Source organism: Rhodopseudomonas palustris (assembly GCF_003591005.1).
GTDB lineage: Bacteria > Pseudomonadota > Alphaproteobacteria > Rhizobiales > Xanthobacteraceae > Rhodopseudomonas > Rhodopseudomonas palustris_K.
In genome coordinates, this window is sequence record NZ_QYYD01000004.1 from 209,422 (window position 1) to 232,876 (window position 23,455).

At 66.7% G+C, this 23,455-nt stretch carries 18 protein-coding genes, 1 pseudogene and 1 riboswitch; of the genes and pseudogenes, 8 read left to right on the top strand and 11 right to left on the bottom strand.

Annotated features, from left to right (window positions below; genetic code table 11):
• Positions 1–167: 167 nt before the first annotated feature.
• From gcvP to gcvT, 3 genes are all read right to left on the bottom strand, one after another.
• Entirely contained in the window at positions 168–3,062 is a 2,895-nt protein-coding gene (gcvP, locus tag D4Q52_RS05890; protein WP_119855617.1) for an aminomethyl-transferring glycine dehydrogenase, read from the bottom strand.
• 136 nt (positions 3,063–3,198) lie between these two features.
• Positions 3,199–3,564, bottom strand: a complete 366-nt coding sequence (gene gcvH / locus D4Q52_RS05895) for a glycine cleavage system protein GcvH (RefSeq protein ID WP_119855618.1) — start codon at positions 3,562–3,564, stop codon at positions 3,199–3,201.
• Between the two features lie 9 nt (positions 3,565–3,573).
• Complete coding sequence (gene gcvT, locus D4Q52_RS05900) at positions 3,574–4,722, bottom strand: glycine cleavage system aminomethyltransferase GcvT (RefSeq protein ID WP_119855619.1); 1,149 nt, start codon at positions 4,720–4,722, stop codon at positions 3,574–3,576.
• Positions 4,723–4,854: 132 nt separating this feature from the next.
• Positions 4,855–4,959: riboswitch (glycine riboswitch) on the bottom strand.
• Positions 4,960–5,176: 217 nt separating this feature from the next.
• Here gcvT and alaS point away from each other — a divergent pair.
• A complete protein-coding gene (alaS, locus tag D4Q52_RS05905) occupies positions 5,177–7,840 on the top strand; it encodes an alanine--tRNA ligase (RefSeq protein ID WP_119855620.1) in 2,664 nt (887 codons plus the stop codon).
• Position 7,841: 1 nt separating this feature from the next.
• The gene (locus D4Q52_RS05910; RefSeq protein WP_119855621.1) at positions 7,842–8,675 is read left to right on the top strand and encodes a GNAT family N-acetyltransferase; all 834 of its coding nucleotides are present in this window, start codon (positions 7,842–7,844) and stop codon (positions 8,673–8,675) included.
• A gap of 241 nt (positions 8,676–8,916) precedes the next feature.
• Here D4Q52_RS05910 and D4Q52_RS05915 read toward each other — a convergent pair whose 3' ends face one another.
• The 4 genes from D4Q52_RS05915 to D4Q52_RS05930 form a co-directional block, all read right to left on the bottom strand.
• Positions 8,917–10,875, bottom strand: a complete 1,959-nt coding sequence (locus tag D4Q52_RS05915; protein ID WP_119855622.1) for an AI-2E family transporter — start codon at positions 10,873–10,875, stop codon at positions 8,917–8,919.
• Positions 10,876–11,217: 342 nt separating this feature from the next.
• Positions 11,218–12,996, bottom strand: a complete 1,779-nt coding sequence (locus tag D4Q52_RS05920; protein WP_119855623.1) for a cation:proton antiporter — start codon at positions 12,994–12,996, stop codon at positions 11,218–11,220.
• A gap of 111 nt (positions 12,997–13,107) precedes the next feature.
• On the bottom strand, positions 13,108–13,440 hold the full coding sequence (locus D4Q52_RS05925; protein ID WP_119855624.1) for a YnfA family protein: 333 nt from the start codon (positions 13,438–13,440) through the stop codon (positions 13,108–13,110).
• Positions 13,441–13,801: 361 nt separating this feature from the next.
• The gene (locus tag D4Q52_RS05930; RefSeq protein ID WP_119855625.1) at positions 13,802–15,025 is read right to left on the bottom strand and encodes an NADP-dependent isocitrate dehydrogenase; all 1,224 of its coding nucleotides are present in this window, start codon (positions 15,023–15,025) and stop codon (positions 13,802–13,804) included.
• 409 nt (positions 15,026–15,434) lie between these two features.
• Here D4Q52_RS05930 and D4Q52_RS05935 point away from each other — a divergent pair, with 409 nt between their 5' ends.
• The 4 genes from D4Q52_RS05935 (at position 15,435) to D4Q52_RS05955 (ending at position 19,387) form a co-directional block, all read left to right on the top strand.
• On the top strand, positions 15,435–16,634 hold the full coding sequence (locus tag D4Q52_RS05935; protein WP_119855626.1) for a TrmJ/YjtD family RNA methyltransferase: 1,200 nt from the start codon (positions 15,435–15,437) through the stop codon (positions 16,632–16,634).
• Positions 16,635–16,786: 152 nt separating this feature from the next.
• Complete coding sequence (gene greA / locus D4Q52_RS05940; RefSeq protein ID WP_119855627.1) at positions 16,787–17,269, top strand: transcription elongation factor GreA; 483 nt, start codon at positions 16,787–16,789, stop codon at positions 17,267–17,269.
• Positions 17,270–17,735: 466 nt separating this feature from the next.
• A complete protein-coding gene (locus D4Q52_RS05950) occupies positions 17,736–18,116 on the top strand; it encodes a hypothetical protein (RefSeq protein ID WP_119855629.1) in 381 nt (126 codons plus the stop codon).
• A 410-nt stretch (positions 18,117–18,526) separates the two neighbouring features.
• Positions 18,527–19,387 carry an isocitrate lyase/PEP mutase family protein gene (locus D4Q52_RS05955; RefSeq protein ID WP_119855630.1) on the top strand — a complete coding sequence of 287 codons (861 nt, stop codon included), beginning with the start codon at positions 18,527–18,529 and terminating at the stop codon, positions 19,385–19,387.
• Here D4Q52_RS05955 and D4Q52_RS05960 read toward each other — a convergent pair whose 3' ends face one another.
• The 4 genes and pseudogenes from D4Q52_RS05960 to D4Q52_RS05975 all read right to left on the bottom strand — a co-directional run bounded on the left by D4Q52_RS05960 (position 19,388) and on the right by D4Q52_RS05975 (position 21,911).
• On the bottom strand, positions 19,388–19,966 hold the full coding sequence (locus D4Q52_RS05960; RefSeq protein WP_119855631.1) for a Fic/DOC family protein: 579 nt from the start codon (positions 19,964–19,966) through the stop codon (positions 19,388–19,390).
• Positions 19,967–20,229: 263 nt separating this feature from the next.
• Positions 20,230–20,496: pseudogene (locus D4Q52_RS26720) on the bottom strand (helix-turn-helix domain-containing protein); the annotation flags it as partial.
• 216 nt (positions 20,497–20,712) lie between these two features.
• Entirely contained in the window at positions 20,713–21,384 is a 672-nt protein-coding gene (locus D4Q52_RS05970) for a hypothetical protein (protein WP_119855632.1), read from the bottom strand.
• Between the two features lie 203 nt (positions 21,385–21,587).
• The gene (locus tag D4Q52_RS05975; RefSeq protein ID WP_119855633.1) at positions 21,588–21,911 is read right to left on the bottom strand and encodes a DUF1476 domain-containing protein; all 324 of its coding nucleotides are present in this window, start codon (positions 21,909–21,911) and stop codon (positions 21,588–21,590) included.
• Positions 21,912–22,211: 300 nt separating this feature from the next.
• Here D4Q52_RS05975 and purC point away from each other — a divergent pair, with 300 nt between their 5' ends.
• Both purC and purS read left to right on the top strand, forming a co-directional pair.
• The gene (gene purC, locus D4Q52_RS05980; protein ID WP_182915243.1) at positions 22,212–22,979 is read left to right on the top strand and encodes a phosphoribosylaminoimidazolesuccinocarboxamide synthase; all 768 of its coding nucleotides are present in this window, start codon (positions 22,212–22,214) and stop codon (positions 22,977–22,979) included.
• A 216-nt stretch (positions 22,980–23,195) separates the two neighbouring features.
• Complete coding sequence (gene purS, locus D4Q52_RS05985; protein WP_119855634.1) at positions 23,196–23,441, top strand: phosphoribosylformylglycinamidine synthase subunit PurS; 246 nt, start codon at positions 23,196–23,198, stop codon at positions 23,439–23,441.
• Positions 23,442–23,455: the final 14 nt, after the last annotated feature.

Below are 23,455 nucleotides of genomic sequence, written 5' to 3' on the forward strand. Positions count from 1 at the left end.
CTCGCCGCATTCGTTTCTGGCCGTTACCTTCACCTCGTCATTGCGAGCGAAGCGAAGCAATCCAGCTCAGTGCACCGAGCTGGATTGCTTCGTCGCTTCGCTCCTCGCAATGACGACAAGAGGTGCTGAGGCCGCGCCCCCTCTGCGGCGCGCCCGCCGTCCGCCGCTTACTCCGCCGCCCGCGCGTAGTCCGAGGCCAGCGCGTAGTCCTCGATCGGCGGGCACGAGCAGATCAAATTGCGGTCGCCGTAGACGTTGTCGACCCGGCCGACCGGGCACCAGTATTTGTCGGTGCGCGAATGCGGGGCCGGGAAGCAGCCTTCCGTGCGCGGATACGGACGGGTCCATTCCGCCGAGGTGACGTCGTGCACCGTGTGCGGCGCATGGCGCAGCGGCGACTGCTCGATCTTGAAGCGACCTTCCTCGACCTGCGCGATCTCGCGGCGGATCGCGATCATCGCGTCACAGAACCGGTCGATCTCGGCCTTGGATTCCGACTCGGTCGGCTCGATCATCAGCGTGCCCGGCACCGGGAAGCTCATGGTCGGGGCGTGGAAGCCGTAGTCGATCAGCCGCTTGGCGATGTCGTCGACGGTGACGCCGCTAGTGCTCTTGAGCGGCCGCGGATCGACGATGCATTCGTGCGCGACCCGGCCGCGCAGGTTGCGATACAGCACCGGGAAGTGCGGCTGCAGCCTGTCGGCGATGTAGTTGGCGTTGAGGATCGCGATCTCGGTGGCGCGCTGCAGTCCGGCGCCGCCCATCATCAGGATGTAGATGTACGAAATGGTCAGGATCGACGCCGAGCCGTACGGCGCGGCCGAGACCGTGCCGCCGCCGTGCAGCACGCCGCTCGTCGGCTCGCCTTCCGCCGGATGGCCGGGCAGGAACGGCGCCAGATGCGCCTTGACGCCGATCGGCCCCATGCCCGGGCCGCCGCCGCCATGCGGAATGCAGAACGTCTTGTGCAGATTGAGGTGGCTGACGTCGGCGCCGTATGCGCCGGGGCGGGCGAGGCCGACCTGGGCGTTGAGGTTGGCGCCGTCGAGATACACCTGGCCGCCATGCGCGTGGACGATATCGCAGATGTCGCGGATGTGCTCTTCGAACACGCCGTGGGTCGACGGGTAGGTGATCATCACCGCGGCGAGATTGGCCGAATGCGCCTCGGCCTTGGCACGCAGATCATCGACATCGACGTCGCCATGGCTGTTGCAGGCCACCACCACGACATCCATGCCGACCATCGCGGCCGAGGCCGGATTGGTGCCGTGCGCCGAAGACGGGATCAGGCAGATCTTGCGGTGCGGTTCATTGCGCGACAGGTGATAGCCGCGGATCGCCAGCAGGCCGGCATATTCGCCCTGCGCGCCGGAGTTCGGCTGCAGCGACACCGCGTCGTAGCCGGTGATCTCGGCGAGCCAGGCTTCGAGCGTCGCGAACATCGCCTGATAGCCCTGCGCCTGCGCGCGCGGCACGAACGGATGCAGGCTGCCGAAGGCCGGCCAGGTCAGCGGCATCATCTCGGTGGTGGCGTTGAGCTTCATGGTGCAGGAGCCGAGCGGGATCATCGCGCGGTCGAGCGCGAGGTCGCGATCGCTCAGCTTGCGCATGTAGCGCAGCAGCTCGGTCTCCGAGCGATAGTCCTGGAACGCAGCCTGCGTCATGAAATCGCTGGTGCGCTTCAGGCCGTCCGGCAGCGTGTCGGATGCATCGCGCTCGACGCTCGCATAATTGAGCGAGCCGCCGAACGCGCGCCACAAAGCTTCGACCGTCGCCGGCGTCGTGGTTTCGTCGAGCGCGATGCCGAGCGAGGTTGGATTGATGCGCAGATTGATGGTCTCGGCCTCGGCGCGCGCCACGATGGCGTCGCGCTTGTCGCCGACTTCGATGGTCAGCGTGTCGAAATACGTATCATTCACCGGCGCGAAGCCGAGCTGTTTCAGCCCGGTGGCGAGCGTCGCAGTGCGGCGATGGACGCGGCGGGCGATCGCGGCGAGGCCATCGGGGCCGTGATACACGCCGTACATCGAGGCGATCACCGCCAGCAGCACCTGCGCGGTGCAGATGTTCGAGGTCGCCTTTTCGCGGCGGATGTGCTGTTCGCGGGTCTGCAGCGCCAGGCGATAAGCGGGCTGGCCGTGGCTGTCGATCGACAGGCCCACGATGCGGCCGGGCAGGCTGCGCTTCAAGCTGTCGCGCACCGCCATGTAGCCGGCATGCGGCCCGCCATAGCCCATCGGCACGCCGAAACGCTGCGCCGAACCGATCGCGATGTCGGCGCCGAGTTCGCCCGGCGGCGTGATCAGGGTCACCGCGAGCAGATCGGCGGCCATCACCGCCAGCGCGCCCTTGTTGTGCAGCTTGGCGATCACCGCGCGCGGATCGCGCAGTACGCCGGACGAGCCGGGATATTGCAGCAGCGCGCCGAACACTTCCGCGCCGTCGAGCTCGGTGTCGGGGTCGCCGACCAGAATGCTCCAGCCGAGCGGCTCGGCACGGGTGCGCAGCACCGCCAGCGTCTGCGGATGGGTGTCGCGGTCGACGAAGAACGTCTTCGACTTGGCCGACGCGGCGCGCTCTGCCAGCGCCATCGCTTCGGCCGCGGCGGTGGCCTCATCCAGCAGCGAGGCGTTGGCGACGTCGAGCCCGGTGAGGTCACAGATCATGGTCTGGAAGTTGAACAGCGCTTCCAGCCGGCCCTGGCTGATCTCGGGTTGATACGGCGTATAGGCCGTGTACCAGGCGGGATTTTCCAGGATATTGCGCTGGATCACGGTCGGCAGCACCGTGCCCGAATAGCCTTGGCCGATCAGCGAGGTGAACACTTGGTTCTGCGCCGCCAGCTCGGTCATATGCGCCAGCGCTTCGGTCTCCGACAGCGGCGCGCCGAGCGCCAGCGGCTCCTTGTTGCGGATCGCAAACGGCAGCGTCTCGGCCATCAGCTGTTCGAGGCTGCCGGCCCCGACGGTGGACAGCATCTCGCCGATGTCCTGCGGCGAGGGCCCGATATGCCGGCGCACGAAGTCGTTGGCGGCGTCGATCGGTCGGCGATGCGGCATGCTGTGGTCCTCGTTTCGAGAAATGCTCAGTTCTCGTCATTGCGAGGAGCGAAGCGACGAAGCAATCCAGCGAAGTGCACCGGGCCTCTGGATTGCTTCGCTTCGCTCGCAATGACGAGGAATTGTCAGCAACAACTCAGGCCGTGTGGGCCTTGTAGGCGGCTTCGTCCATCAGGCCGTCGAGTTCACTCTTGTCGGCGATTCTGAGCTTGAAGAACCAGGCGGCGCCGTCTGCGTCGGAATTCACCAGCGCCGGCTCGGTGCCGAGCGTCTCGTTGACCTCGAGCACTTCGCCGGTGATCGGCGCGTAGACATCCGAGGCGGCCTTGACCGACTCGACCACCGCCGCGGCTTCCGCCTTCTTGACGTTGCGGCCGACCTTCGGCAGTTCGACGAACACCACGTCGCCGAGCTGTTCCTGCGCGTAGTTGGTGATGCCGATGGTGGCGACGTCGCCTTCGATCTTCAGCCATTCGTGATCGGAGGTGTAGAGCGTGGTCATGCGGGGTCCTCAGCGCTTATAGGTGTTCGGAACGAACGGCATCGACGCGACGCGCAGCGGCAGCCGCTGACCGCGCACCTCGGCAAAAACCTGGGTGTCGAGCGCGGCGTGCGACGGCGGCAGATAGCCCATCGCCATCGGCGCATTCAGGCACGGGCCGAAGCCGCCCGAGGTGACGGCGCCGATCGGCTCGGCCGCGTCGGCGCTCGCGAACAACTGCGCGCCCTCGCGCACCGGCGCGCGGCCTTCGGGACGCAGGCCAGCGCGGCTGCGCGTGGTGCCGTCATCGAGTTGTTTCAGGATGGTCGTATCGCCGAGAAAGCCGCCGGGCCGGGCGCCGCCGCTGCGCCGGCTCTTCTGGATCGACCAGATGAGCGCGCCTTCGATCGGCGAGGTGGTGGTGTCGAGGTCGTGGCCGTAAAGGCAGAGCCCGGCTTCCAGCCGCAGGCTGTCGCGGGCGCCAAGCCCGATCGGCAGCACGTCCGGATCGGCCAGCAGCTTTTCGGCGAAGCCCTCCGCGCCGTCGGCCGGCACCGACATCTCGAATCCGTCCTCGCCGGTGTAGCCGGAGCGCGACACGATGCAGGGCAAGCCGGCCAATGTCAGCTCCGCGACGTCCATGAAGCGCAGCTTGGTGACGTCTGCACAGAATTTCGCCAGCACGCCTTCGGCCTTCGGCCCCTGCAGCGCCAGCAGCGCGCGCTCGGGAAGGGCGGTGATGTCACAGGCGTCCGACAGATGGGCCCGCAGATGTGCCTCGTCCTCGGTCTTACAAGCGGCGTTCACCACCAGAAACAGCCGGTCGCTGAGATTGGTGACCATCAGATCGTCGAGAATGCCGCCGGTCTCGTTAGTGAACTGCGCGTAGCGCTGGCGGCCGGGCGCGAGCGCCGCGATGTCCTGGGGGACGAGCTTTTCCAGCGCCTGCGCCGCGTCTTCCAGCTTGCCCGACTTCGCCCGCAGCTCGATCTGGCCCATATGCGAGACATCGAACAGGCCGGCGGCGGCGCGGGTGTGAAGGTGCTCTTTCAACACCCCGGGCGCGTATTGCACCGGCATGTCGTAGCCGGCGAACGGCACCATCTTTCCGCCGCGCGCCAGATGCAGCGCATGCAGCGGGGTTTGTTTCAAAGGCTGTGAATCGTCACGCGCCAGCATTCACAAGGCTCCCCCGGTTCCCGAGACCGTTTTCTCGTCACCATTCGAGCCCCATCTGTCGCTGTGCCTGAGAGCATTATCCCGTCGGCGGAGCCGCGCCGGGGTCGCCGGCCGCTCTCTTTCCAGATGTCAACAAGTCGCGCGGTCCGTTTGCCTGAGAGTTTCCGGGGCGGTTGCTCCTTCGGCGCCGGCCCACTCCTCTAAAGAATTGGGCCGATCTCTCCCGACGCGACTTAGTCTTAGGTAGGTATGACACAAACACGGCTGGAGCAAGGCTGTCAACGCACCGCAGCGAGCTATCAACGGCTGTTCGCAGCGATCGGGGGGAGGTGGCAAACAACTGAATCAATGCCCACTTTCTGGACAGCTGCCGCCCCCCCGTCTAAAAGGCAGGACTCCGGAAAGTGGGGTCCGGCGGGCGTTTCGCGGGCATTCCGGGACTGAATGGACGAACATGAGCGGCGTTAACGAAATCAGGTCTGCGTTTCTGAACTACTTCGCCAAGAACGGTCACGAGGTCGTCTCGTCGTCGCCGCTGGTGCCGCGCAACGATCCGACATTGATGTTCACCAATGCGGGCATGGTGCAGTTCAAGAACGTCTTCACCGGGCTGGAGAAGCGCCCCTATCAGCGCGCCACCACGTCGCAGAAATGCGTCCGCGCCGGCGGCAAGCACAACGACCTCGACAATGTCGGCTACACCGCCCGGCATCTCACCTTCTTCGAGATGCTCGGCAACTTCTCGTTCGGCGATTACTTCAAGGAACGCGCGATCGAGCTCGCCTGGAATCTGATCACCAAGGATTTCGGCCTGAAGAAGGACAAGCTGCTCGTCACCGTGTACCACACCGACGACGAGGCGGCCGGTTACTGGAAGAAGATCGCCGGCTTCTCCGACGACCGCATCATCCGCATCCCGACCAGCGACAACTTCTGGGCGATGGGCGACACCGGCCCGTGCGGTCCGTGCTCGGAGATCTTCATCGATCGCGGCGAGCACATTTTCGGCGGCCCGCCCGGCTCGCCCGACGAGGACGGCGACCGCTTCCTCGAATTCTGGAACCTGGTATTTATGCAATACGACCAGGTGACGAAAGACGAGCGCGTGCCGCTGCCGCGTCCGTCGATCGACACCGGCATGGGCCTCGAGCGGATGGCGTCAATCCTGCAGGGCGTCGACAGCGTGTTCGAGACGGACCTGTTCCGCAGCCTGATCGATGCGACGTCGTCGGCGCTCGGCCGCGGCCCGAGCGGCGACGACGCGGCGTCGTTCCGGGTCATCGCCGATCATCTGCGCTCGTCCTCCTTCCTGATCGCCGACGGCGTGCTGCCGTCGAACGAAGGCCGCGGCTACGTGCTGCGCCGGATCATGCGCCGCGCGATGCGCCACGCCCAGCTGCTCGGCGCCAAGGAGCCGCTGATGTGGCGGCTGGTGTGGGCGCTGGTCCGCGAGATGGGCCAGGCCTATCCGGAACTGGTGCGCGCCGAGGCGATGATCGAAGAGACGATGCGGCTCGAAGAGACGCGCTTCCGCAAGACGCTGGAGCGCGGCCTGTCGATCCTCGACGAAAAGAGCGCGACCCTCAAGAAGGGCGACATGTTCGACGGCGAGACCGCGTTTACGCTGTACGACACCTATGGCTTCCCGCTCGACCTGACGCAGGACGCGCTGCGCAACCGCGGCATCAACGTCGATATCGCCTCGTTCACCGACGCGATGGACCGCCAGCGCGCCAAGGCGCGCGCGTCGTGGGCGGGCTCCGGCGAGGCGGCGACCGAGGCGGTGTGGTTCGGGCTGCGCGACAAGCACGGCGCCACCGAGTTTCTCGGCTACGACACCGAGACCGCCGAAGCCGTCGTCACCGCGCTGGTCAAAGACGGCACTGAGGTCGACGCGCTGAAGGCCGGCGATCAGGGCGCGATCGTGTTCAACCAGACGCCGTTCTACGCCGAGTCCGGCGGCCAGGTCGGCGACACCGGCGTGCTCACCGCCGACGGCGTGCGCTTCGTGGTCACCGACACGCTGAAGAAAGCCGGCGATCTGTTCGTGCATTTCGGCACGTTGGAGCAGGGCAAGATCTCGCTCGGCGATGCGCTCGCGTTGGAAGTGGATCACGGCCGCCGCTCGGCGATCCGCGCCAATCACTCGGCGACGCATCTGCTGCACGAGGCGCTTCGGCAGGTCCTCGGCGATCACATCGCCCAGAAGGGATCGATGGTCGCGCCGGACAGGCTGCGTTTCGACTTTGTGCATCAGAAGCCAATTACGGCCGACGAACTGCGCCAGGTCGAAGATATCGCCAATGACATCGTGCTGGAGAACGACGAGGTCGTGACCCGGCTGATGGCCGTCGACGACGCCCGCGAGGCCGGCGCGCGTGCGCTGTTCGGCGAGAAATACGGCGACGAAGTCCGCGTCGTGTCGATGGGCAAGGCCGCGCGTGACCACGGCAGCAACGTGTTCGGCTGGTCGGTCGAACTCTGCGGCGGCACCCACGTCAAGCGCACCGGCGACATCGGCCTTGTGTCGATCACCGGCGAGAGCGCGGTCGCCTCCGGCGTGCGCCGCATCGAGGCGCTGACCGGCAGGCAGGCGCGGCAGGCGCTGAACAATCTGCGCAACGACCTGCGCGTCGTGTCGGCGGAGCTCAACGCCTCGCTCGGCGACGTCACCTCGCGCGCCAGCGCCATCGTGCAGGAGCGCAAGAAGCTTGAGCGCGAACTCGCCGAGGCGCGCAAGAAGCTGGCGATGGGCGGCAGCGCGGCCGGCGGCAGCGGCGACGTGCGCGACATCGGCGGCGTCAAGCTGATGGCGCGCTCGGTCGAAGGCATCGAGATCAAGGATCTCAAGAGCCTGGTCGATCAGGGCAAGAAGCAGATCGGCTCCGGCGTGATCGCGCTGATCGCCAGGAGCGAGGACGGCAAGGGCTCGGTCGTGGTCGGCGTCACGCCGGACCTGGTGGCGCGGTTCTCCGCGGTCGATCTGGTGCGCAAGGCGTCCGAAGTGCTCGGCGGCAAGGGCGGCGGCGGCAAGCCCGACATGGCGCAGGCCGGCGGCCCCGACGGCAGCAAGGCCGACGCCGCGTTGGAAGCGATCGCGGCCGCGATCGGCGCGTAGTATGAGCGAGACGCTGGCGTGGCGGGTCGAGCAGGCCTGCCTCGACGCGTGGCCGGCGCTGCGCAGCGCGATGCGGGGCGACTGGTTGCTGCGGTTCGGCGAGGGCGTGTCGCGCCGCGCCAACTCGGTCAATCCGCTGCACGACCGGGCGACGTCGATTGCTGCATATCTCGACGATTTCGCGGCGCTGTATCGTCACCACGGCCAACCGCTGATCGTCCGCGTGCCGACGCTTCTCGCCGGCGCCGCGCAGATCAACCGCGAGCTCGATCAGCATGGTTTTGGCAGCGAAGGCGAGACCTGCACGCTGTTGCGGGATTTCGGCGGCGAGCGGTTAGTTCGGGACGCGTCCGCTACGGCTTCGCCGGCTGTTGATGCATCTGCTCCAGATACGTTTGCCGCTGCCAATGCGTCCGCCGCCTCGGGCATCTCCATTAAGCCGCGCCCCGATGCCGATTGGCTCGCCGCCATCGCCCGACTGCAAGCGCAGTCGCCGTCGCATGCGGCGATCTACGCTCGTGTCATCGACGCTATCGCGCTGCCGGCCGGCTTCGCCGCGCTTCGCCACGACGGCCGCATCGCCGCCACCGCCTACGGCGTGCTGCACGGCGACTTGTTAGTCGTCGAGTCAGTCGTGGTCGACGCAGCGCTGCGCGGCCGGGGCCTCGGCCGCCGCCTGATGCACGCCGTGTTCGCCTGGGCCATCAGCCACGGCGCCAAAGCCGCCTGCCTGCAAGTCGTCGCCGACAACATGGCCGGCCACGCCCTCTACGCCAGCCTCGGCTTCGATCACGAACTCTACCGCTATCACTACCGCCGCCCAGCTACAAACTAACAACCTCTCCCCGCGTCAACCGGGTGAGCTTCTCGCCGCTGCCTCTCCACGAGTCATTCCGGGGCACGCGGCGAAGCCGCGTGAACCCGGAATCCCGACGTTGTGAGGAAGGCCGTGCCCAAATGCTGCGAGATTCCGGGTTCGCGTCCTTGTGCCGGCCGAGGCCGGCCCGAGGACGCGCCCCGGAATGACGGTGCTTTGGGTTCAGCGACGTGATGCAAAGCGTCGGGGGCGTGCCGCCTCACACCGCCACGCTCGACAGCGGCTGCTCCGCAGTCTGTGGCGGCGGGGCGGGGGTGGCTTCGTCGAGGCAATAGGCGACCGCGTCGCGCAGGCTGGCGACGATGGTGTCGGCCTGGACCGAGCCTTGGCCGTCAGGCGCGGTCGCGCCGGTCGCCGACAGCAGCGCCACCATGATCTTCGCCTGCGGCGCCTTGCGGCGGAGACGGCGGACGGCGTAGCGTATGTGCGTGCTGTTGGGGATCTCCAGATAGGTCAGGCACACCAGCGCGACATCCGAAGTGTCGAGGGCGAAGATGTGCTTGGTCGCCAGCGCGCTGGCAGGCTCGGCGCGGGCGCCGAGGCCGTGCACGCGGCTCAGATGCGCCAGCATCAGCGCCGCCGCCTCGTCGAGCTCGCTGCGCCCGCCGATACACAGCACCGGCGCCGTGCCCTGCCAGTTCGGCGCAAGCTCAGCCGGCTTCAGCGTCGGCAGACCGTCATGGGCATGCGCCGGGGGCGTTTCGTCGACAGCCGCAGCCGCCTCGGCGTCGTCGGTGGTGTCTTCGCCGTCCGCCTCCTGCTCGACCTCGTCGGTGAGGTCCTCGGTGAATTCCAGCACCGTGTCCTTGATGCGCTCCAGCCGCACCGCGTCCAGGGCGCCGCGCTCGAGATCGGACTGCGCCAGCTGCAGGCCCTTCATCGCGACGTCGTCGTAATAGGACGACAGGGAGCGCTCTTTGAGAAACTGCTCGGCCTTCTCGGCGGCCTCGGTCGGGTCGCCGGCCAGCATCCGCTGATAGAAGATCTCCGGCGGCGACAGCGCTGGGCGGTCGCCGAACATCACATCGAGAAACGCCAGCCGCTCGACGTGCCGCCCGAGCACGACCAGGCAGACCGTCAGCGGCGTCGCCAGCACCAGGCCGATCGGTCCCCACAGCGCGGTCCAGAATGTCGCCGACACCACAACGGCGACCGGCGACAGGCCGGTGGTGCGGCCGTACATCAGCGGCTCGACCACGTGGGCGATCGCCGGCTCGATGATGAAAAACAGCGCCGCCGTCCAGATCAGCATCGACCAGCCGGGATCGACGGCAACCGCCAGTGTCAGCGGAAACGCCGCCGCGATGATCGAGCCGATGTAGGGCACGAAGCGCAGCACCGCGGCCAGGATGCCCCACAGCGCCGGGCTCGGCACGCCGATGATCCACAGCCCGGTGCCGATCAGCACGCCGAAGGCGGAATTGAGCAGCAGCTGATTGAGGAACAGCCGGCTGAGCCGGCCGGCCGCATCGTCCAGCGCCGCGGTGGTGCGCTGAAGATCGTGCGTACCGGCGAGGCGGATCAGCCGGTTTCGCAGATCTTCCTTCTGCAGCAGAATGAAGATCACAAAGATCACGATGATACCGGTCATCGCCAATGGCGAGATCAGCGGCGCGATCAGCGAGCGCAGATTGGCCAGCGTGCCCGGGTCGGGCTGCAACACCTCCACCGGCACAGGGGCGACGGGGCGCCCGGATGTGGTCGTCGGCGATGAGTTGCTCAGCGACGGGGTCGCCTTGGGCTTGTTGAGCTCCTTGCTGAGGTCCTGCAGCATGCCTTCGGCGCGCTCCAGCGTCGAGGAGCCGCCCGTCACGCCGCGCAGCGAAGTGATCTTGTCCTGGATGGTCGATTGATACTGCGGCAGATCGCCGGCGAGGCGCGACAACTGCGTAGCGATCAGACTGCCGAGCGCGAAGATCACCACGAAGGCCAGCAGCACCGAGACGATCGCCGCCACCGCGCGCGGCACCCGTATCGCCTGCAGCAGATTGACCGGCCGCGCCAGCACGAAGCTGAGCAGGATCGCCAGTGCGACCGGCACGAACACCTCGCGGCCGACATACAGCGCCGCAATGATGATCACCGCCAGGATGGTCACCGCGCAGGCACCGACCAGGCCGGCGACGTCTTCCAGGCTTTGCGCTTTCCCCAGCTTCATCCGTTCGACGCTCTCGATGCCGTTGCGATCGGACGAAGCGCCGACCTCCCACGACCAGCCGCCTCGAACGAGACAGCAGCCGCACCGATCGATAAGTAAGCTCGTGAAACTCCGTTCCGCTCGCATAGCGGAACAGGCGGGCGCTCTGTAATGCACTACCGCTCCGCGAGTCATTCCGGGGCACGCAGCGAAGCTGCGTGAACCCGGAATCTCGACGTTGTTACGACGACCGTGCTTCCACAACTGCGAGATTCCGGGTTCGCGCCATCAGGCCGGCTCAAGGCCGGCCAGATAGCGCGCCCCGGAATGACGGCGTCGGGGTGGCTGCGCCGCCAGCGCCCGCTAATCCACCGCCGCGACGCCTTCGCGGACCTGCTTCTTCCGTGTGTCCCGTTCGTCGTGGATGATGGCGATGACCTTGCCGACCGGGGTGCCGAGCGTTTGCAGCACCGTCGAGGCGATTTCGAAGCTGGCTTCGAGGACTTCGCGGACGACGTCGGTGGCCCCCAGCGCAAACAGCCGGCGGGCGTGGTCGGCGTCGCGGGCGCGGACGATCACCGGCAGGTCGGGGCGCTCGGCGCGGGCGGCGGCGACGACGTGCTCGGCCGCGGCGGCATCGTGCATCGTCACCACCAGTGCCGGCGCTTCGGCGAGGCCGCATTTGCGCAGGAAGGCGCGCTGGGTGGCGTCGCCGTAAACCAGATTGCGCCCGGCGCGGCGTGCCCGCCCCACCGTCTCGGGATCGATCTCGATGCCGATGAACGGCTTGTCCTGCTTCGTCAGGATGTCGCCGAGGATGCGGCCGACGCGGCCATAGCCGACAATGATGATGCGGCCCTCCTCGGCGGGGCCCGGATCGGTGTGGCCGTCCGCCAGCGCGGCGGCTTTGCGCACCCGCGTGCTCGCCTTGCGCGACAGCCGCGCCAGATACGGCGTCAGCATCATCGTGCCCGACGACACCAGCAGCATGAACTGCTCGACCTCATGCGTGACGAGGCCGCTCGAGCTGGCGAGTCCGAGCACCAGAAAGGCGAATTCACCGCCGCCGGCGAGCAGCAGGCTGGCTTCGGCCACCACCGGCCAGGACAGCCCGAACGCCCGTGTCAGGCCGGCGACCAGCACGGCCTTCAGCGCCACCATGCCGACTACCGAGGCCGCGACCATTGCCGGATAGCGAGCGACTTCGGCGAGGTCGATCCGCATTCCCACTGAGATGAAGAACAGACCGAGCAGCATGCCCTTGAACGGCTCGATGTCGACTTCGACCTGGCGGCGAAACTCCGTCTCGGCCAGCACCAGCCCGGCCAGAAAGGCGCCGAGCGCCATCGACAGGCCTGCCACATGGGTCAGCAGCGAGGTGCCGACCACCACGAACAGGATGGTGGCCATGAACAGTTCGCGGTTGCGGGTGTGCGCCACCAGCCGAAACAGCCGGCGCAGCACCAGCCGGCCGAAGCCGACGATCAGCAGGATCGCCGCGACCGCCTGGATCAGCGCCATGCCCAGCCCGAGCCACACCGAGCTTGTTGAACTTGCGCTTTGCGCGCCGTCGCCATTGGCCTGGCCCAGCACCACGATCAGAAACAGGATCGGCACCACCGCGAGATCCTGCGCCAGCAGCACGGCGAAGATGCTACGGCCGGCGAGCGTCGCCAGCCGTTTCTGCTCGGCGAGCAGCTGCAGCACGATCGCGGTCGACGATAGCGCCAGGCAGGCGCCGATCACCAGGCTGGCCTCGACCGTGTTGCCGAAGCTGATGGCGATGCCGGCGATCGCCGCGGTGGTCAGCACCACCTGCAGCATGCCGAGTCCGAACACCAGCCGGCGCATCGTCCACAGCCGGTCAAACGACAGTTCGAGCCCGATGGTGAACAGCAGGAAGGCGACACCGAGTTCGGCGAGCCGGTCGACCGCGGCCTGCGACGTGATGGTGATGGCCTGCAGCCAGGGTGCGCCATCGCCGATGCGGCCAAGGCTGTAGGGGCCGAGCACGAGGCCTGCGACCAAAAAGCCGAGCACCGGGCTGATGCGCAGCCGCGCCATCAGTGGAATCACCACGCCGGCGGTCCCGAGAAACACCAGGGCTTCGCGGTAGACGCCGATATCGCTTGCAGTTGTCATCTTGATTCCAGATCACGCAGCGGGCAGGCGCGCGCGGGGCTCGATCAAATCGGGGCGTGGCTGCGTCAATACATCGCAACAGCCGCGACGAGAAGCGACATCGCCGCCCGATCAGGCGGGCAGCGAGCGCGGCGCGAACAGGATCACGCTCATGCCGACCAGGCAGATCGCGGCGCCGATCATGTCCCAGCTATCAGGCCGATGTCCCTCCATCGCCCAGCCCCACAGCAGCGCGCTGGCGATGTAGATCCCGCCATAGGCCGCGTAGGCGCGCCCGGCCAGCGGACTGTCGGCCAGCGTCAGCAGATAAGCGAACAGCGCCAGCGCCATCACGCCGGGGATCAGCCACAGCGCCGACCGGTCCAGCCGCAGCCACGCCCAGAACGTAAAACACCCGGCGATCTCCATCACCGCGGCGGCACAGAAGGTGAGGAGCGAGGTCATGAGGATGAGCTTTCGCGAGCAGGTCAGCGCTGGAGCGAGTGTCTTGACGGAAACGAAGATGGCAAGCCGACACCGCCGTAATCCTATGAGCCTGCCCGAGAACATAGCTTCTGAAATCAGGCACCACCGTCATGGCCGGGCTCGTCCCGCCTGCGGGGCCGAAGCCCCTCCGGCGCGGCGAAGGCCCGGCCATCCACGCCTTTCCAGCATCTCAGTCAGCAAGGCGTGGATGCCCGGCAAAATGCCGGGCATGACGCGTGGAAACGAAAGTGCCTGATATTGAAGGTCGCATCGGGTCAGGCGCCAATAAAAAAGGCGCGGACAGCGTCCGCGCCTTTTCGACTTCGCAGAAGCGCCCCGATCAGGCGGCCTTTTCGCTCATCGCCTTGTTGAGGTTCTGCGCGACCTTGTCGAGGAAGCCTTCGGTCGACAGCCAGCGCTGGTCGGCGCCGACCAGCAGCGCAAGGTCCTTGGTCATCGCGCCGGCTTCCACCGTCTCGACGCAGACCCGCTCCAGCGTTTCGGCGAAACGCGCGAGCTCTTCGTTGCTGTCGAGCTTGGCGCGATGCGCCAGGCCACGGGTCCAGGCGAAGATCGAGGCGATCGAGTTGGTCGAGGTCGCCTTGCCCTTCTGGTGTTCGCGATAGTGGCGGGTGACGGTGCCGTGCGCGGCTTCGGCTTCGACCGTCTTGCCGTCCGGCGTCATCAGCACCGAGGTCATCAGGCCGAGCGAACCGTAGCCCTGCGCCACGGTGTCGGACTGCACGTCGCCGTCGTAGTTCTTACAGGCCCAGACGTAGCCGCCCGACCATTTCAGCGCCGAGGCGACCATGTCGTCGATCAGGCGGTGCTCGTAGGTCAGGCCCCTGGCGTCGTATTCGGCCTTGAACTCGGCGTCGAAGATCTCCTGGAAGATGTCCTTGAAGCGACCATCATAGACTTTCATGATGGTGTTCTTGGTCGAGAGATACACCGGATAGTTGCGCATCAGGCCGTAGTTCAGCGAGGCGCGGGCGAAGTCCTTGATCGACTCGTCGAGGTTGTACATTGACATCGCGACGCCGGCGCCGGGCGCCTTGAATACTTCGCGTTCGATCACCTGGCCGTCCTCGCCGACGAACTTCATCGTCAGCGTGCCGGGGCCGGGGAACTTGATGTCGGTCGCGCGATACTGGTCGCCGTAAGCGTGGCGGCCGATCACGATCGGCTTGGTCCAGCCCGGCACCAGCCGCGGCACGTTCTTGCAGATGATCGGCTCGCGGAAGATCACGCCGCCGAGGATGTTGCGGATCGTGCCGTTCGGCGACTTCCACATGTTCTTGAGGCCGAATTCCTTCACCCGCGCTTCGTCCGGGGTGATGGTGGCGCACTTCACGCCGACGCCGACCTGCTTGATGGCGTTGGCCGCGTCGATCGTGACCTGGTCGTCGGTCTTGTCGCGATATTCCATCCCAAGGTCGAAATACATCAGTTCCACGTCGAGGAACGGCAGGATCAATTTGTCCTTGATCATCTGCCAAATGATGCGGGTCATCTCGTCGCCGTCGAGTTCGACGACGGGATTTTTTACCTTGATTTTCGCCATGCGGGATCGGGCCTTTATGAGACAGCGCTTCGTTCTGGGCGGGATTGGGCTTGAGCCGCGCCCGCTATAGCACCGGGCCGGCTGCGCCGAAAGGTGAATGGACGGGCAATTGTGCAGCTTTTGCAGCGTTCCGGCGCATGCCGGCGTGGCGTTTGCGCAGGGCGGCGCGCGAGCGCGGCCGCAGCTTCAACCTGATGTGCAGCATGAGCCGCGCCTCAGGTTCTGAATGAACCGTCAAAACTCTTGGTAAACGATTTATTTCGCTTGAGAAATGCCGCCAGCCTTGGCAACCCGTAAGCGCCGAAAGCGAGGCTGTCAGCCGTCCCGCTCAAGCTCCGCTATAATCTCACCGCGCGCCCGCCCGGCAGCTCAGCCGGGACATCAAGACGCTCACCCGAAAGCTCAAGCGATGGCCGGCTCCGGCACCGATAAATCCAAGCCCGCGGCGGACCTCGAAGGTCCCGTTGTCATCCTGGTTGAGCCGCAGCTCGGCGAGAACATCGGGATGTGCGCGCGCGCCATGGGTAATTTCGGCCTGAAGCGTTTACGTCTGGTAAAGCCGCGCGACGGCTGGCCGAATATCGCCGCGACCCGCGCGTCGGCGGGCGCCGATCACATCCTGAACGCGGTCGAGCTGTTCGACAGCGTCGAGGCTGCGGTGGCCGATTGCGCGCTGCTGTTCGCCACCACCGCGCGGGCCCACGACCAGGCCAAGCCGGTGGTCGGGCCGGAAGCCGCCGCGCGTGAGATCGTCGCCTCGACCGCGGCCGGCGTCACCGCCGGCATCCTGTTCGGGCGCGAGCGCCACGGCCTCGAGAACGACGAGGTCGCGCTCGCCAACCGCATCGTCACCTTCCCGGTCAACCCGGCGTTCGCCTCGCTGAACCTGGCGCAGGCGGTGCTGCTGATGGGCTACGAATGGTTCAAGCACGCCACGGAGGGCGCGCTGCCGTTCACGATGCCGGAGCGCTCCGAGCCGGCGTCGCAGCACCAGATGCAGGCGTTCTTCGACAATCTGGTCGCCGAGCTCGACCGGGTCGAATTCCTCCGCCCGCCGGAGAAGCGCGACACCATGCTGGTCAACTTGCGCAACATCTTCACCCGGATGGACCCGACCAAGCAGGACATCCACACGCTGCACGGCGCCATCCTGGCGATCGCCGAGGGCCGCAAGGGCCCGGCCAAAGGCGGCGTGCCCGACGGCGAGCAGGCGACACGGCTGCGCGCGCTGCTGGCCGAGCGTGCGGCCGGCGGCATGCCTGATCCCGATGGCGGCTCGCTGCGCGGGCTGGCGCGGCTCTTGCGCCGCAACCCGACCGACGCCGAGCGCCTCTTGTGGGAGAAGCTGCGCAGCGACCGCCGCTTCGCCGGCAACTTCAAGCGCCAGACGCCGGTCGGCCGCCACATCCCGGATTTCGTCTCTTTCACCCGCCGCCTGGTGATCGAGCTGATCCACCCGGACGAAGGCGACGCCGTCGCCGCCGACCGCGCCGCGCGAAAAACCTGGCTGGAGGAGCGCGACTACCGCGTGGTGTGGGTGACGGCCGACGAGGTCACGGCGGATATCGGCGCGGTGCTGGAGCGGATCGAGGCCGTGCTGGCGGGGTAGGTACGTCGGCGTCTGGATCGCGTCCTGCGACACCTGTAGCCTGGATGCAGCGAAGCGAAATCCAGGATCGCGCGTTAGATATCGGTCGCCTTGCGCGACCACATGTCCGGCCGGCGCCCCAGCGCCTGTTGCTTTTGACGACGGAGTCTGAATTGAGCGTCGCCTTCACCAAGGAAGACAGTGCCGCGACCGCATCGGAGACGGTGCTGCCGGACCGGCCGATCTCGGAGCATCCCAACCTCGTCACCGCCGCCGGCCTCGCCGCGCTGGAAGCGCAGCTCGCCGAGGCGCGCGCCGGCGTCGAGGCCGCCGCCGCCATCGCCGACGTCAACGAACGCCGCCAGGCCGAAGCCATCCCGGCGCGCGACCTGCGCTATTTCGACATCCGCGTCCGCAGCGCGCAACTGATGCCCGAGCCGGAGAGTAACGACGTCGTCGCGTTCGGCAGCACCGTCACCTTCCGCCGCCCCGACGGCCGCGTCCAAACCTACCGCATCGTCGGCGAAGACGAAGCCGACCCCAAGCAAGGCACGATCTCATTCGCCTCGCCGGTGGCAAGGCTGCTGATGGGCAAGAGCGTGGGCGACGTGGTCGGCAAGGGCGCGCAGGAGTTGGAGATCGTGGAGATCGGGTGACGTCACGCGAAGCGGTGTAGCCCGGGCGAGCGAAGCGACCCCGGGGTCATCACGCCGCCGCCGGCCGGTCATTCCGCCGGCAGACGATGCCGACGTTAATCTTTTCGCTGCTCGCGAACGTCGAGCATGAACATCGCACGCCCAGTCATTGTAGGCGCCGTTGCCGCGCGGTGCGATATCCAGACGATCGCATCGCGCGCCTCCCGATTCGCGATGATTCGTCACCGCTTTGTTCCGGCTGCGTTCGAAGCGTTAACGCGGGCGGATTGGTTCGTCACAAGGTGAGACACAGCGAGCGGCAAGGCGCGGCCGCGACGCGGGCGCATGCGGCCGAGCTCAAGGCTGTCGTCCCGGCGTGGCGTGGTGAATCCATGCTTTCGCGAGACGCGCCGCATTCGCTGATGCGGTTCATCGCCGCGCAATCCGGCGGCGCTACGCTGGCGCGGTTGGTTTGCGAGGATGCGTGATGTTGTTATCGAAAGATGTTGCGGTGGCTGCTGCGGCGGCGGTGTTGATGGTTGGGCCGGCTGCGGCGCAGACGGCGCCGGGCGCCGAGGGGCAGGGCGCACAGGTGCGGATCCAGACGTCGATCTCCTTCTTCGTCCCCGGCGGTGGGACGGAGGACGAACTGCCGCAGAAGATCGATCAGGCGCGGAAGCTCGTCTACCAGCTGGCGACGCGGGATTGCGAGCTGCTGCGCAGCACCATCGCCAAGGATTGCCGGCTCGAATCCGTCAACAGCAACGTCCGACAGAACGACGGCCGCCCACCACAGATGCAGCAGCCGAGCGGCTACCACGTCAGCGGCTCGATCCAGTCGGTGATCAGCCTGAAGACGCAGCCGTAGCTACATCCCCGGCGATGTATGGCGTTCGAGGCCGCGCGCGTTAACGTTTGCGGTGGCTTTTTTGGCGAGCGTCGACACGCTCACGCCCAGCCATGGTGTGTCCGATCGGCGCCGCGCCGCGAAATGCAGGCGGCGCGTATGGGATACCGCTGATTCGCGGTGATTCGTCGCCTGTTCGTTCCGCCGGCGTTCGCAGTGTTAACGCGCGCGCGCCGCGGCGTCACAAGATGAGACAGCGCGGCGGGCTGGAGCGGTCGCTTAGCAGCCTTCGCGTGTCGGCCTGCCGTTTTCGCGCGCGGCCGTGGCTCGCGCGGATGTCACATCGCGTCCGCCCGGCTCGTCTTGCTCGCAGCGCCGGGTGCGAGATCCCACCACCGTGCTAGCCTGTCGAAAAATCAGGGAGACCGCCGATGACCACGACCGCGCAGAAGCGCGCCGCGTTTCGCCAACTGCATCAATCCGGCTGCTTCGTGCTGCCCAACCCGTGGGACATCGGCTCGGCGCGGATGCTGCAGCATCTCGGCTTCCAGGCGCTGGCCTCGACCAGCTCCGGCTTCGCCTGGTCGATCGGGCGCGCCGACAATCGGGTCGCCTGCGACGACGTGCTGGCGCATCTGACGGCGCTGTGCGCCGCCACCGACCTGCCGGTCAACGCCGATTTCGAGAGCGGCTTCGCCGACGATCCGGACGGCGTCGCCGCCAATGTCACCCGCGCGGTGGCGACCGGCATCGCCGGCCTGTCGATCGAGAACGCCACCGGCGACAAGGCGCGCCCGCTCTACGACGACGCGCTCGGCGTCGCCCGCATCCAGGCGGCCCGCGCCGCGATCGACGCCACCGGCGAAGACGTGCTGCTGGTCGCGCGCTGCGAAGGCTTTCTGTGGGGCGAGCGCGACCTTGCCAAAACCGCGGCGCGACTGGTGGCCTTCGCCGACGCCGGCGCCGACTGCCTGTATGCGCCCGGCGTCTCGACCGAAGCCGAGATCATTACGCTGGTACAAGCCGTGGCACCCAAGCCGCTCAACGTCCTGACGGTGCAGCCGGCCACCATGACCGTCGCCAACCTCGCCGCCCTCGGCGTCCGCCGCATCAGCGTCGGCGGCGCACTGGCGCGCGCCGCGTGGGGCGGGTTTCTGACCGCGGCGCGCGAAATCGCCGGGCAGGGGACCTTCACGGCGCTGGCGGGGGCGGCGAAGGGGGCGGAGTTAAATGGGGTGTTTGGGGGAAGTAAGGGGGCAGCATTTCGGCCGCGCGAGCGCTTCAGCGGTTGACTACATGAGCTGCCGGATCAGGCGCGTCAGCGGCTTCTCGTCTCCGCTGAAGCTCGCGATCATCGCTTGCAGCGTTGCCGGCGGGTCGAGGCGTCGTAGATCGATGGCGTGACCGGCCTCATCTGCAAGTAGCTTGAGGAATGTCAATTGCGTCCGTCCGTTTCCCTCGCGGAATGGATGGATGGCGTTCAATTCCGCGAGAAAATGTGCCGCTGCGCTGGCGAATGCATCCGCGTCGAGACCACAGAAATGCCGGGCTGAAGCGAGTTCTTCGAACAGCTTCGTCAGGTGCGCATCAATGTACTCCGGAAAACAGAACGCATTGCCCCCTTTCGCCGTCCGCACGGTGCGCAACTCACCCGCCCACTCGTAGACGTCCTGATAGAAGTGGTGATGAAGCGCGCAGTAATGCCGTTGATCGAGATCTCCGTCCGGTAGTGGTTCCTCGGCGCGCTGCGAGGATATCGCGTGTTCGAATTCCGTCAGTTCGTCCTGTGTCCGAAGATCGAGCCGGTTCTTCAGGACCGAGGTGCCTTCGTAGCAATAGGGATCGTCGAAGACGGCGTCGTATGGGCTCACCGCAGGTCCCGCTTGAACCGTTCGATGATCGCCTGCCGCCGTTCCTCGGCTGTGAGGTCGCGCCGGTCGAAGTCAGCAAAAACCTCCTTCATCTCATCGCTGAGACGCAGGCCTTCGACCTCGCTGATCTTGGCAAATTCCTCGCGCGTGAGCCGCGCCGCCTTGGTCGAGGAAGTTTCGGAATCGGCGCCGTCTTCGTCCGCATTGCCCACGGATCTGACCTCCACGCCGGCGCGTGACACGCCGCGGCCGAGCGGCTTGTCGATCTTCCATTCCACCGACAGTCCCGCACCCGTCGCCAAGATCATCAACGCATCGACACTGAACTTGTCGATCCGCCCGCGCAGCAGGTCGTTCAGGCGCGGCTGGGTGACGCCGAGCCGCTTGGCGGCTTGACCCTGCGTGAGGCGCCAGCCCTCGACGACGTCGCGAATTGCGATCATCAATTCAGCGCGCGCCTTCATGTGCGCGGCCTCGATCGGAGAATTTTCCAAAGCGTCCCAGACGTTGTCGAAGTTCTGATCAGTCATCCGCGGTCTCCGGATCGAGTGCTTGATCCGCAGCGGCGAGATCAAGACCGCGTCGCGATGCCGCTTGCGGATTTTGGAAGGCGTGACGCACGTAGACCGACGCGCACGGCCCCATGGGAAAGAATATATCAGTTTCGATATAGGTGGGCCAGCTATGCGGCACCGACCTTCTCCTTGCGGAGAGGGTCGCGCAGCGAAGCCGGGCGGGTTCCGCCTCTACCCCCTCCGTCTCCTCCCCCGCGCCGGCCCATGCACCGGCTCGACATGCGCCCCCTCCACCAGCGCCATCGCGGCTTCCGGGATGCGGTCGAGCTTCACGCCGCCGTAGCGCAGTTCGAGCAGCGTCTTGCGCAGGGCGGCGTCGCGGTCGAGCCATTGTTGGCCGGTGCGCGGGGCGGGGCCGGGTTTGTTGGGGCGGCCGCGGCCTTTCAAAGTGAGGCGGGCCATGTTCAGCACCTGCATCGCCTCGATCAGGCGGTCGAGGTCGACCGTGGGGGCCTGCCACAGCTCGTCGACGCAGCGCTCGGCGAGCTGGTGCAGCTTGTGGCCGAGCATGCGCAGCTTGAGCCGGCGGCCGGCGCGTTCGGTCGGCACCGTGTCGCTGGCGCGCGGCGCCAGCGGGTGGCGCTGCCAGGCGAAGTCGCGGGCCCAGCGCCCGACGGTGCCGGCGCTGACGCCGGTCGCCGCCGCGATCTGCTTGTGGGTCTGCGCGGTCTGCTCGATCAGCCGGCGGACCTGGGCGACCTTGGCATTGGTATGCAGCGCCTTGCAGCCCTTGGGGCGGCCGCCGCCGACCGGCGGCGGGCCGTCGTCCAGCGCGGCCAGGAATGGCCGGTCGAGGACCCGATCGACGACACCATAACGGGGGCGAAACAGCGGGACGAGCATGGCGGCACCCTCACGCCGAGAAAGATGTTAGGTATATAAACCTATACTTCCGAGAGGGCAAGGCCGCTGCCCGCCCGCGCCGCGCCAAAACGGTCATCCACCGAATCGTCGCGCGCACAACAAAAATGCCCGGGACCAGCCCGGGCATTTTCGAATCGCATCTGCAACGAAGAGAGAGGCGCAGCCCTCGGGCCGCGCCGGCCTTACTTGCCGGCCTTGATCTCCAGCACCGCCTGGGCGAGGAACTCGCCGAGCTTGACGCGGATTTCCGGCTCGGTGACCGAGATGCCCTTGTCGGCGAGGTCCTTGGTGACCTTGCGGACGACGTCGGCGTCGCCGGCTTCCTCGAGGTCGGCCACCACGACCTCCTTGGCATAGGCGGCGGCGGCGTCGCCGGAGAGGCCGAGCTTTTCGGCGGCCCACAGGCCGAGCAGCTTGGAGCGGCGGGCCTCGGCCTTGAACTTCAGCTCCTCGTCGAGCGCGAACTTCTTCTCGAATCCTTCCTCGCGCTTGTCGAACGTGGTCATGGTGTGTTCCGATCTTGTCAGCCGGCCGCGGGAACGGGCCGGTTTGCGGTGGGCGGGTTCGATGCCTAGATATCCAGAGCGGAACGACAAGACAACTGCCAACAAGGACGCAGTGGACGGGTAAAACTCGGCCGCACCCGGCCGGATCGATTGTGCCGGAGCGGCCAATCGGCTAGGTTGCGGCGAGGCTAGGTTCTTGTTCTGTTTCCGGTTCCGGCCTTCACGGCAGCTCCGCCGTGGGTCCACATCCTCAGACGGAGCCACCCATCCATGGATTTCAACAAAACACGGTACATCCCCATGAGCCGGCGACGTCGCATTTATGAAGGCAAGGCCAAGGTGCTGTATGAAGGTCCGGAGCCCGGCACCCTGATCCAGCACTTCAAGGACGACGCCACTGCGTTCAACGCCAAGAAGCATCAGGTGATCGAGGGCAAGGGCGTCCTCAACAACCGGATCTCGGAGTACCTGTTTCAGCACCTCAACGACATCGGGGTGCCGACCCATTTCATCCGCCGCCTCAACATGCGCGAGCAGCTGATCCGCGAAGTCGAGATCGTGCCGCTCGAGGTGGTGGTGCGCAATGTCGCCGCCGGTTCGCTGTCGCAGCGGCTCGGGATCGAGGAGGGCACCCAGCTGCCGCGCTCGATCATCGAGTTCTACTACAAGAACGACCAGCTCAACGACCCGATGGTCTCCGAAGAGCACATCACCGCGTTCGGCTGGGCAACGCCGCAGGAGATCGACGACATCATGGCGCTGGCGATCCGCGTCAATGATTTCCTCACCGGCCTCTTCCTCGGCATCGGCATCCGCCTGGTCGACTTCAAGATGGAATGCGGCCGGCTGTTCGAGAACGACATGATGCGGATCATCGTCGCCGACGAAATCTCGCCGGACAGCTGCCGGCTGTGGGACATCAAGTCGAACGAGAAGCTCGACAAGGACCGCTTCCGCCGCGATCTCGGCGGGCTGCTCGAAGCCTACACCGAAGTCGCCAAGCGCCTCGGCATCCTGATGGAAAACGAGCGCCCGGTCGGCTCCGGCCCGGTGCTGGTGAAGGGCTGACGTCGATCGGGCGCAAAGCGCCCGATTGACGTCATTCCGGGGCGCGCGCAGCGCGAACCCGGAATCCACACACGCCGTCATTCCGGGGCGCCGCGCAGCGGCGAACCCGGAATCCAGAAGTTGTTACGACGATCGAGATTCCGGGTTCGCGCGCAAAGGGCGCGCGCCCGGGAATGACGGAGAGGGCGGAGCTCTATCCGACACGACGAGGGGACCATGAAGGCACGAGTCACTGTTACCTTGAAGAACGGCATCCTCGATCCCCAGGGCAAGGCGATCGAAGGCGCGCTGAAGTCGCTCGGCGTCGCCGGCATCGCCAGCGTCCGCCAGGGCAAGGTGTTCGACATCGAACTCGCCGCCGATGCCGATAAGGCCAAGGCCGCAGCCGCGCTGAAAGACGCCGCCGACAAGCTGCTGGCCAACACCGTGATCGAGAATTATGCTATTGAGGTGAAGGGTTAGTCGCCCTATGGAGC

Coding starts and splice junctions, on each gene's coding strand:
- gcvP (WP_119855617.1), bottom strand. CDS start 3,062: ATGCCGCATCGCCGACCGATCGACGCCGCCAACGACTTCGTGCGCCGG.
- D4Q52_RS05935 (WP_119855626.1), top strand. CDS start 15,435: ATGGCCGGCTCCGGCACCGATAAATCCAAGCCCGCGGCGGACCTCGAA.
- gcvH (WP_119855618.1), bottom strand. CDS start 3,564: ATGACCACGCTCTACACCTCCGATCACGAATGGCTGAAGATCGAAGGC.
- D4Q52_RS05955 (WP_119855630.1), top strand. CDS start 18,527: ATGACCACGACCGCGCAGAAGCGCGCCGCGTTTCGCCAACTGCATCAA.
- D4Q52_RS05930 (WP_119855625.1), bottom strand. CDS start 15,025: ATGGCGAAAATCAAGGTAAAAAATCCCGTCGTCGAACTCGACGGCGAC.
- D4Q52_RS05950 (WP_119855629.1), top strand. CDS start 17,736: ATGTTGTTATCGAAAGATGTTGCGGTGGCTGCTGCGGCGGCGGTGTTG.
- purC (WP_182915243.1), top strand. CDS start 22,212: ATGAGCCGGCGACGTCGCATTTATGAAGGCAAGGCCAAGGTGCTGTAT.
- D4Q52_RS05925 (WP_119855624.1), bottom strand. CDS start 13,440: ATGACCTCGCTCCTCACCTTCTGTGCCGCCGCGGTGATGGAGATCGCC.
- alaS (WP_119855620.1), top strand. CDS start 5,177: ATGAGCGGCGTTAACGAAATCAGGTCTGCGTTTCTGAACTACTTCGCC.
- D4Q52_RS05910 (WP_119855621.1), top strand. CDS start 7,842: ATGAGCGAGACGCTGGCGTGGCGGGTCGAGCAGGCCTGCCTCGACGCG.
- purS (WP_119855634.1), top strand. CDS start 23,196: ATGAAGGCACGAGTCACTGTTACCTTGAAGAACGGCATCCTCGATCCC.
- D4Q52_RS05920 (WP_119855623.1), bottom strand. CDS start 12,996: ATGACAACTGCAAGCGATATCGGCGTCTACCGCGAAGCCCTGGTGTTT.
- D4Q52_RS05970 (WP_119855632.1), bottom strand. CDS start 21,384: ATGCTCGTCCCGCTGTTTCGCCCCCGTTATGGTGTCGTCGATCGGGTC.
- D4Q52_RS05975 (WP_119855633.1), bottom strand. CDS start 21,911: ATGACCACGTTCGACAAGCGCGAGGAAGGATTCGAGAAGAAGTTCGCG.
- D4Q52_RS05915 (WP_119855622.1), bottom strand. CDS start 10,875: ATGAAGCTGGGGAAAGCGCAAAGCCTGGAAGACGTCGCCGGCCTGGTC.
- gcvT (WP_119855619.1), bottom strand. CDS start 4,722: ATGCTGGCGCGTGACGATTCACAGCCTTTGAAACAAACCCCGCTGCAT.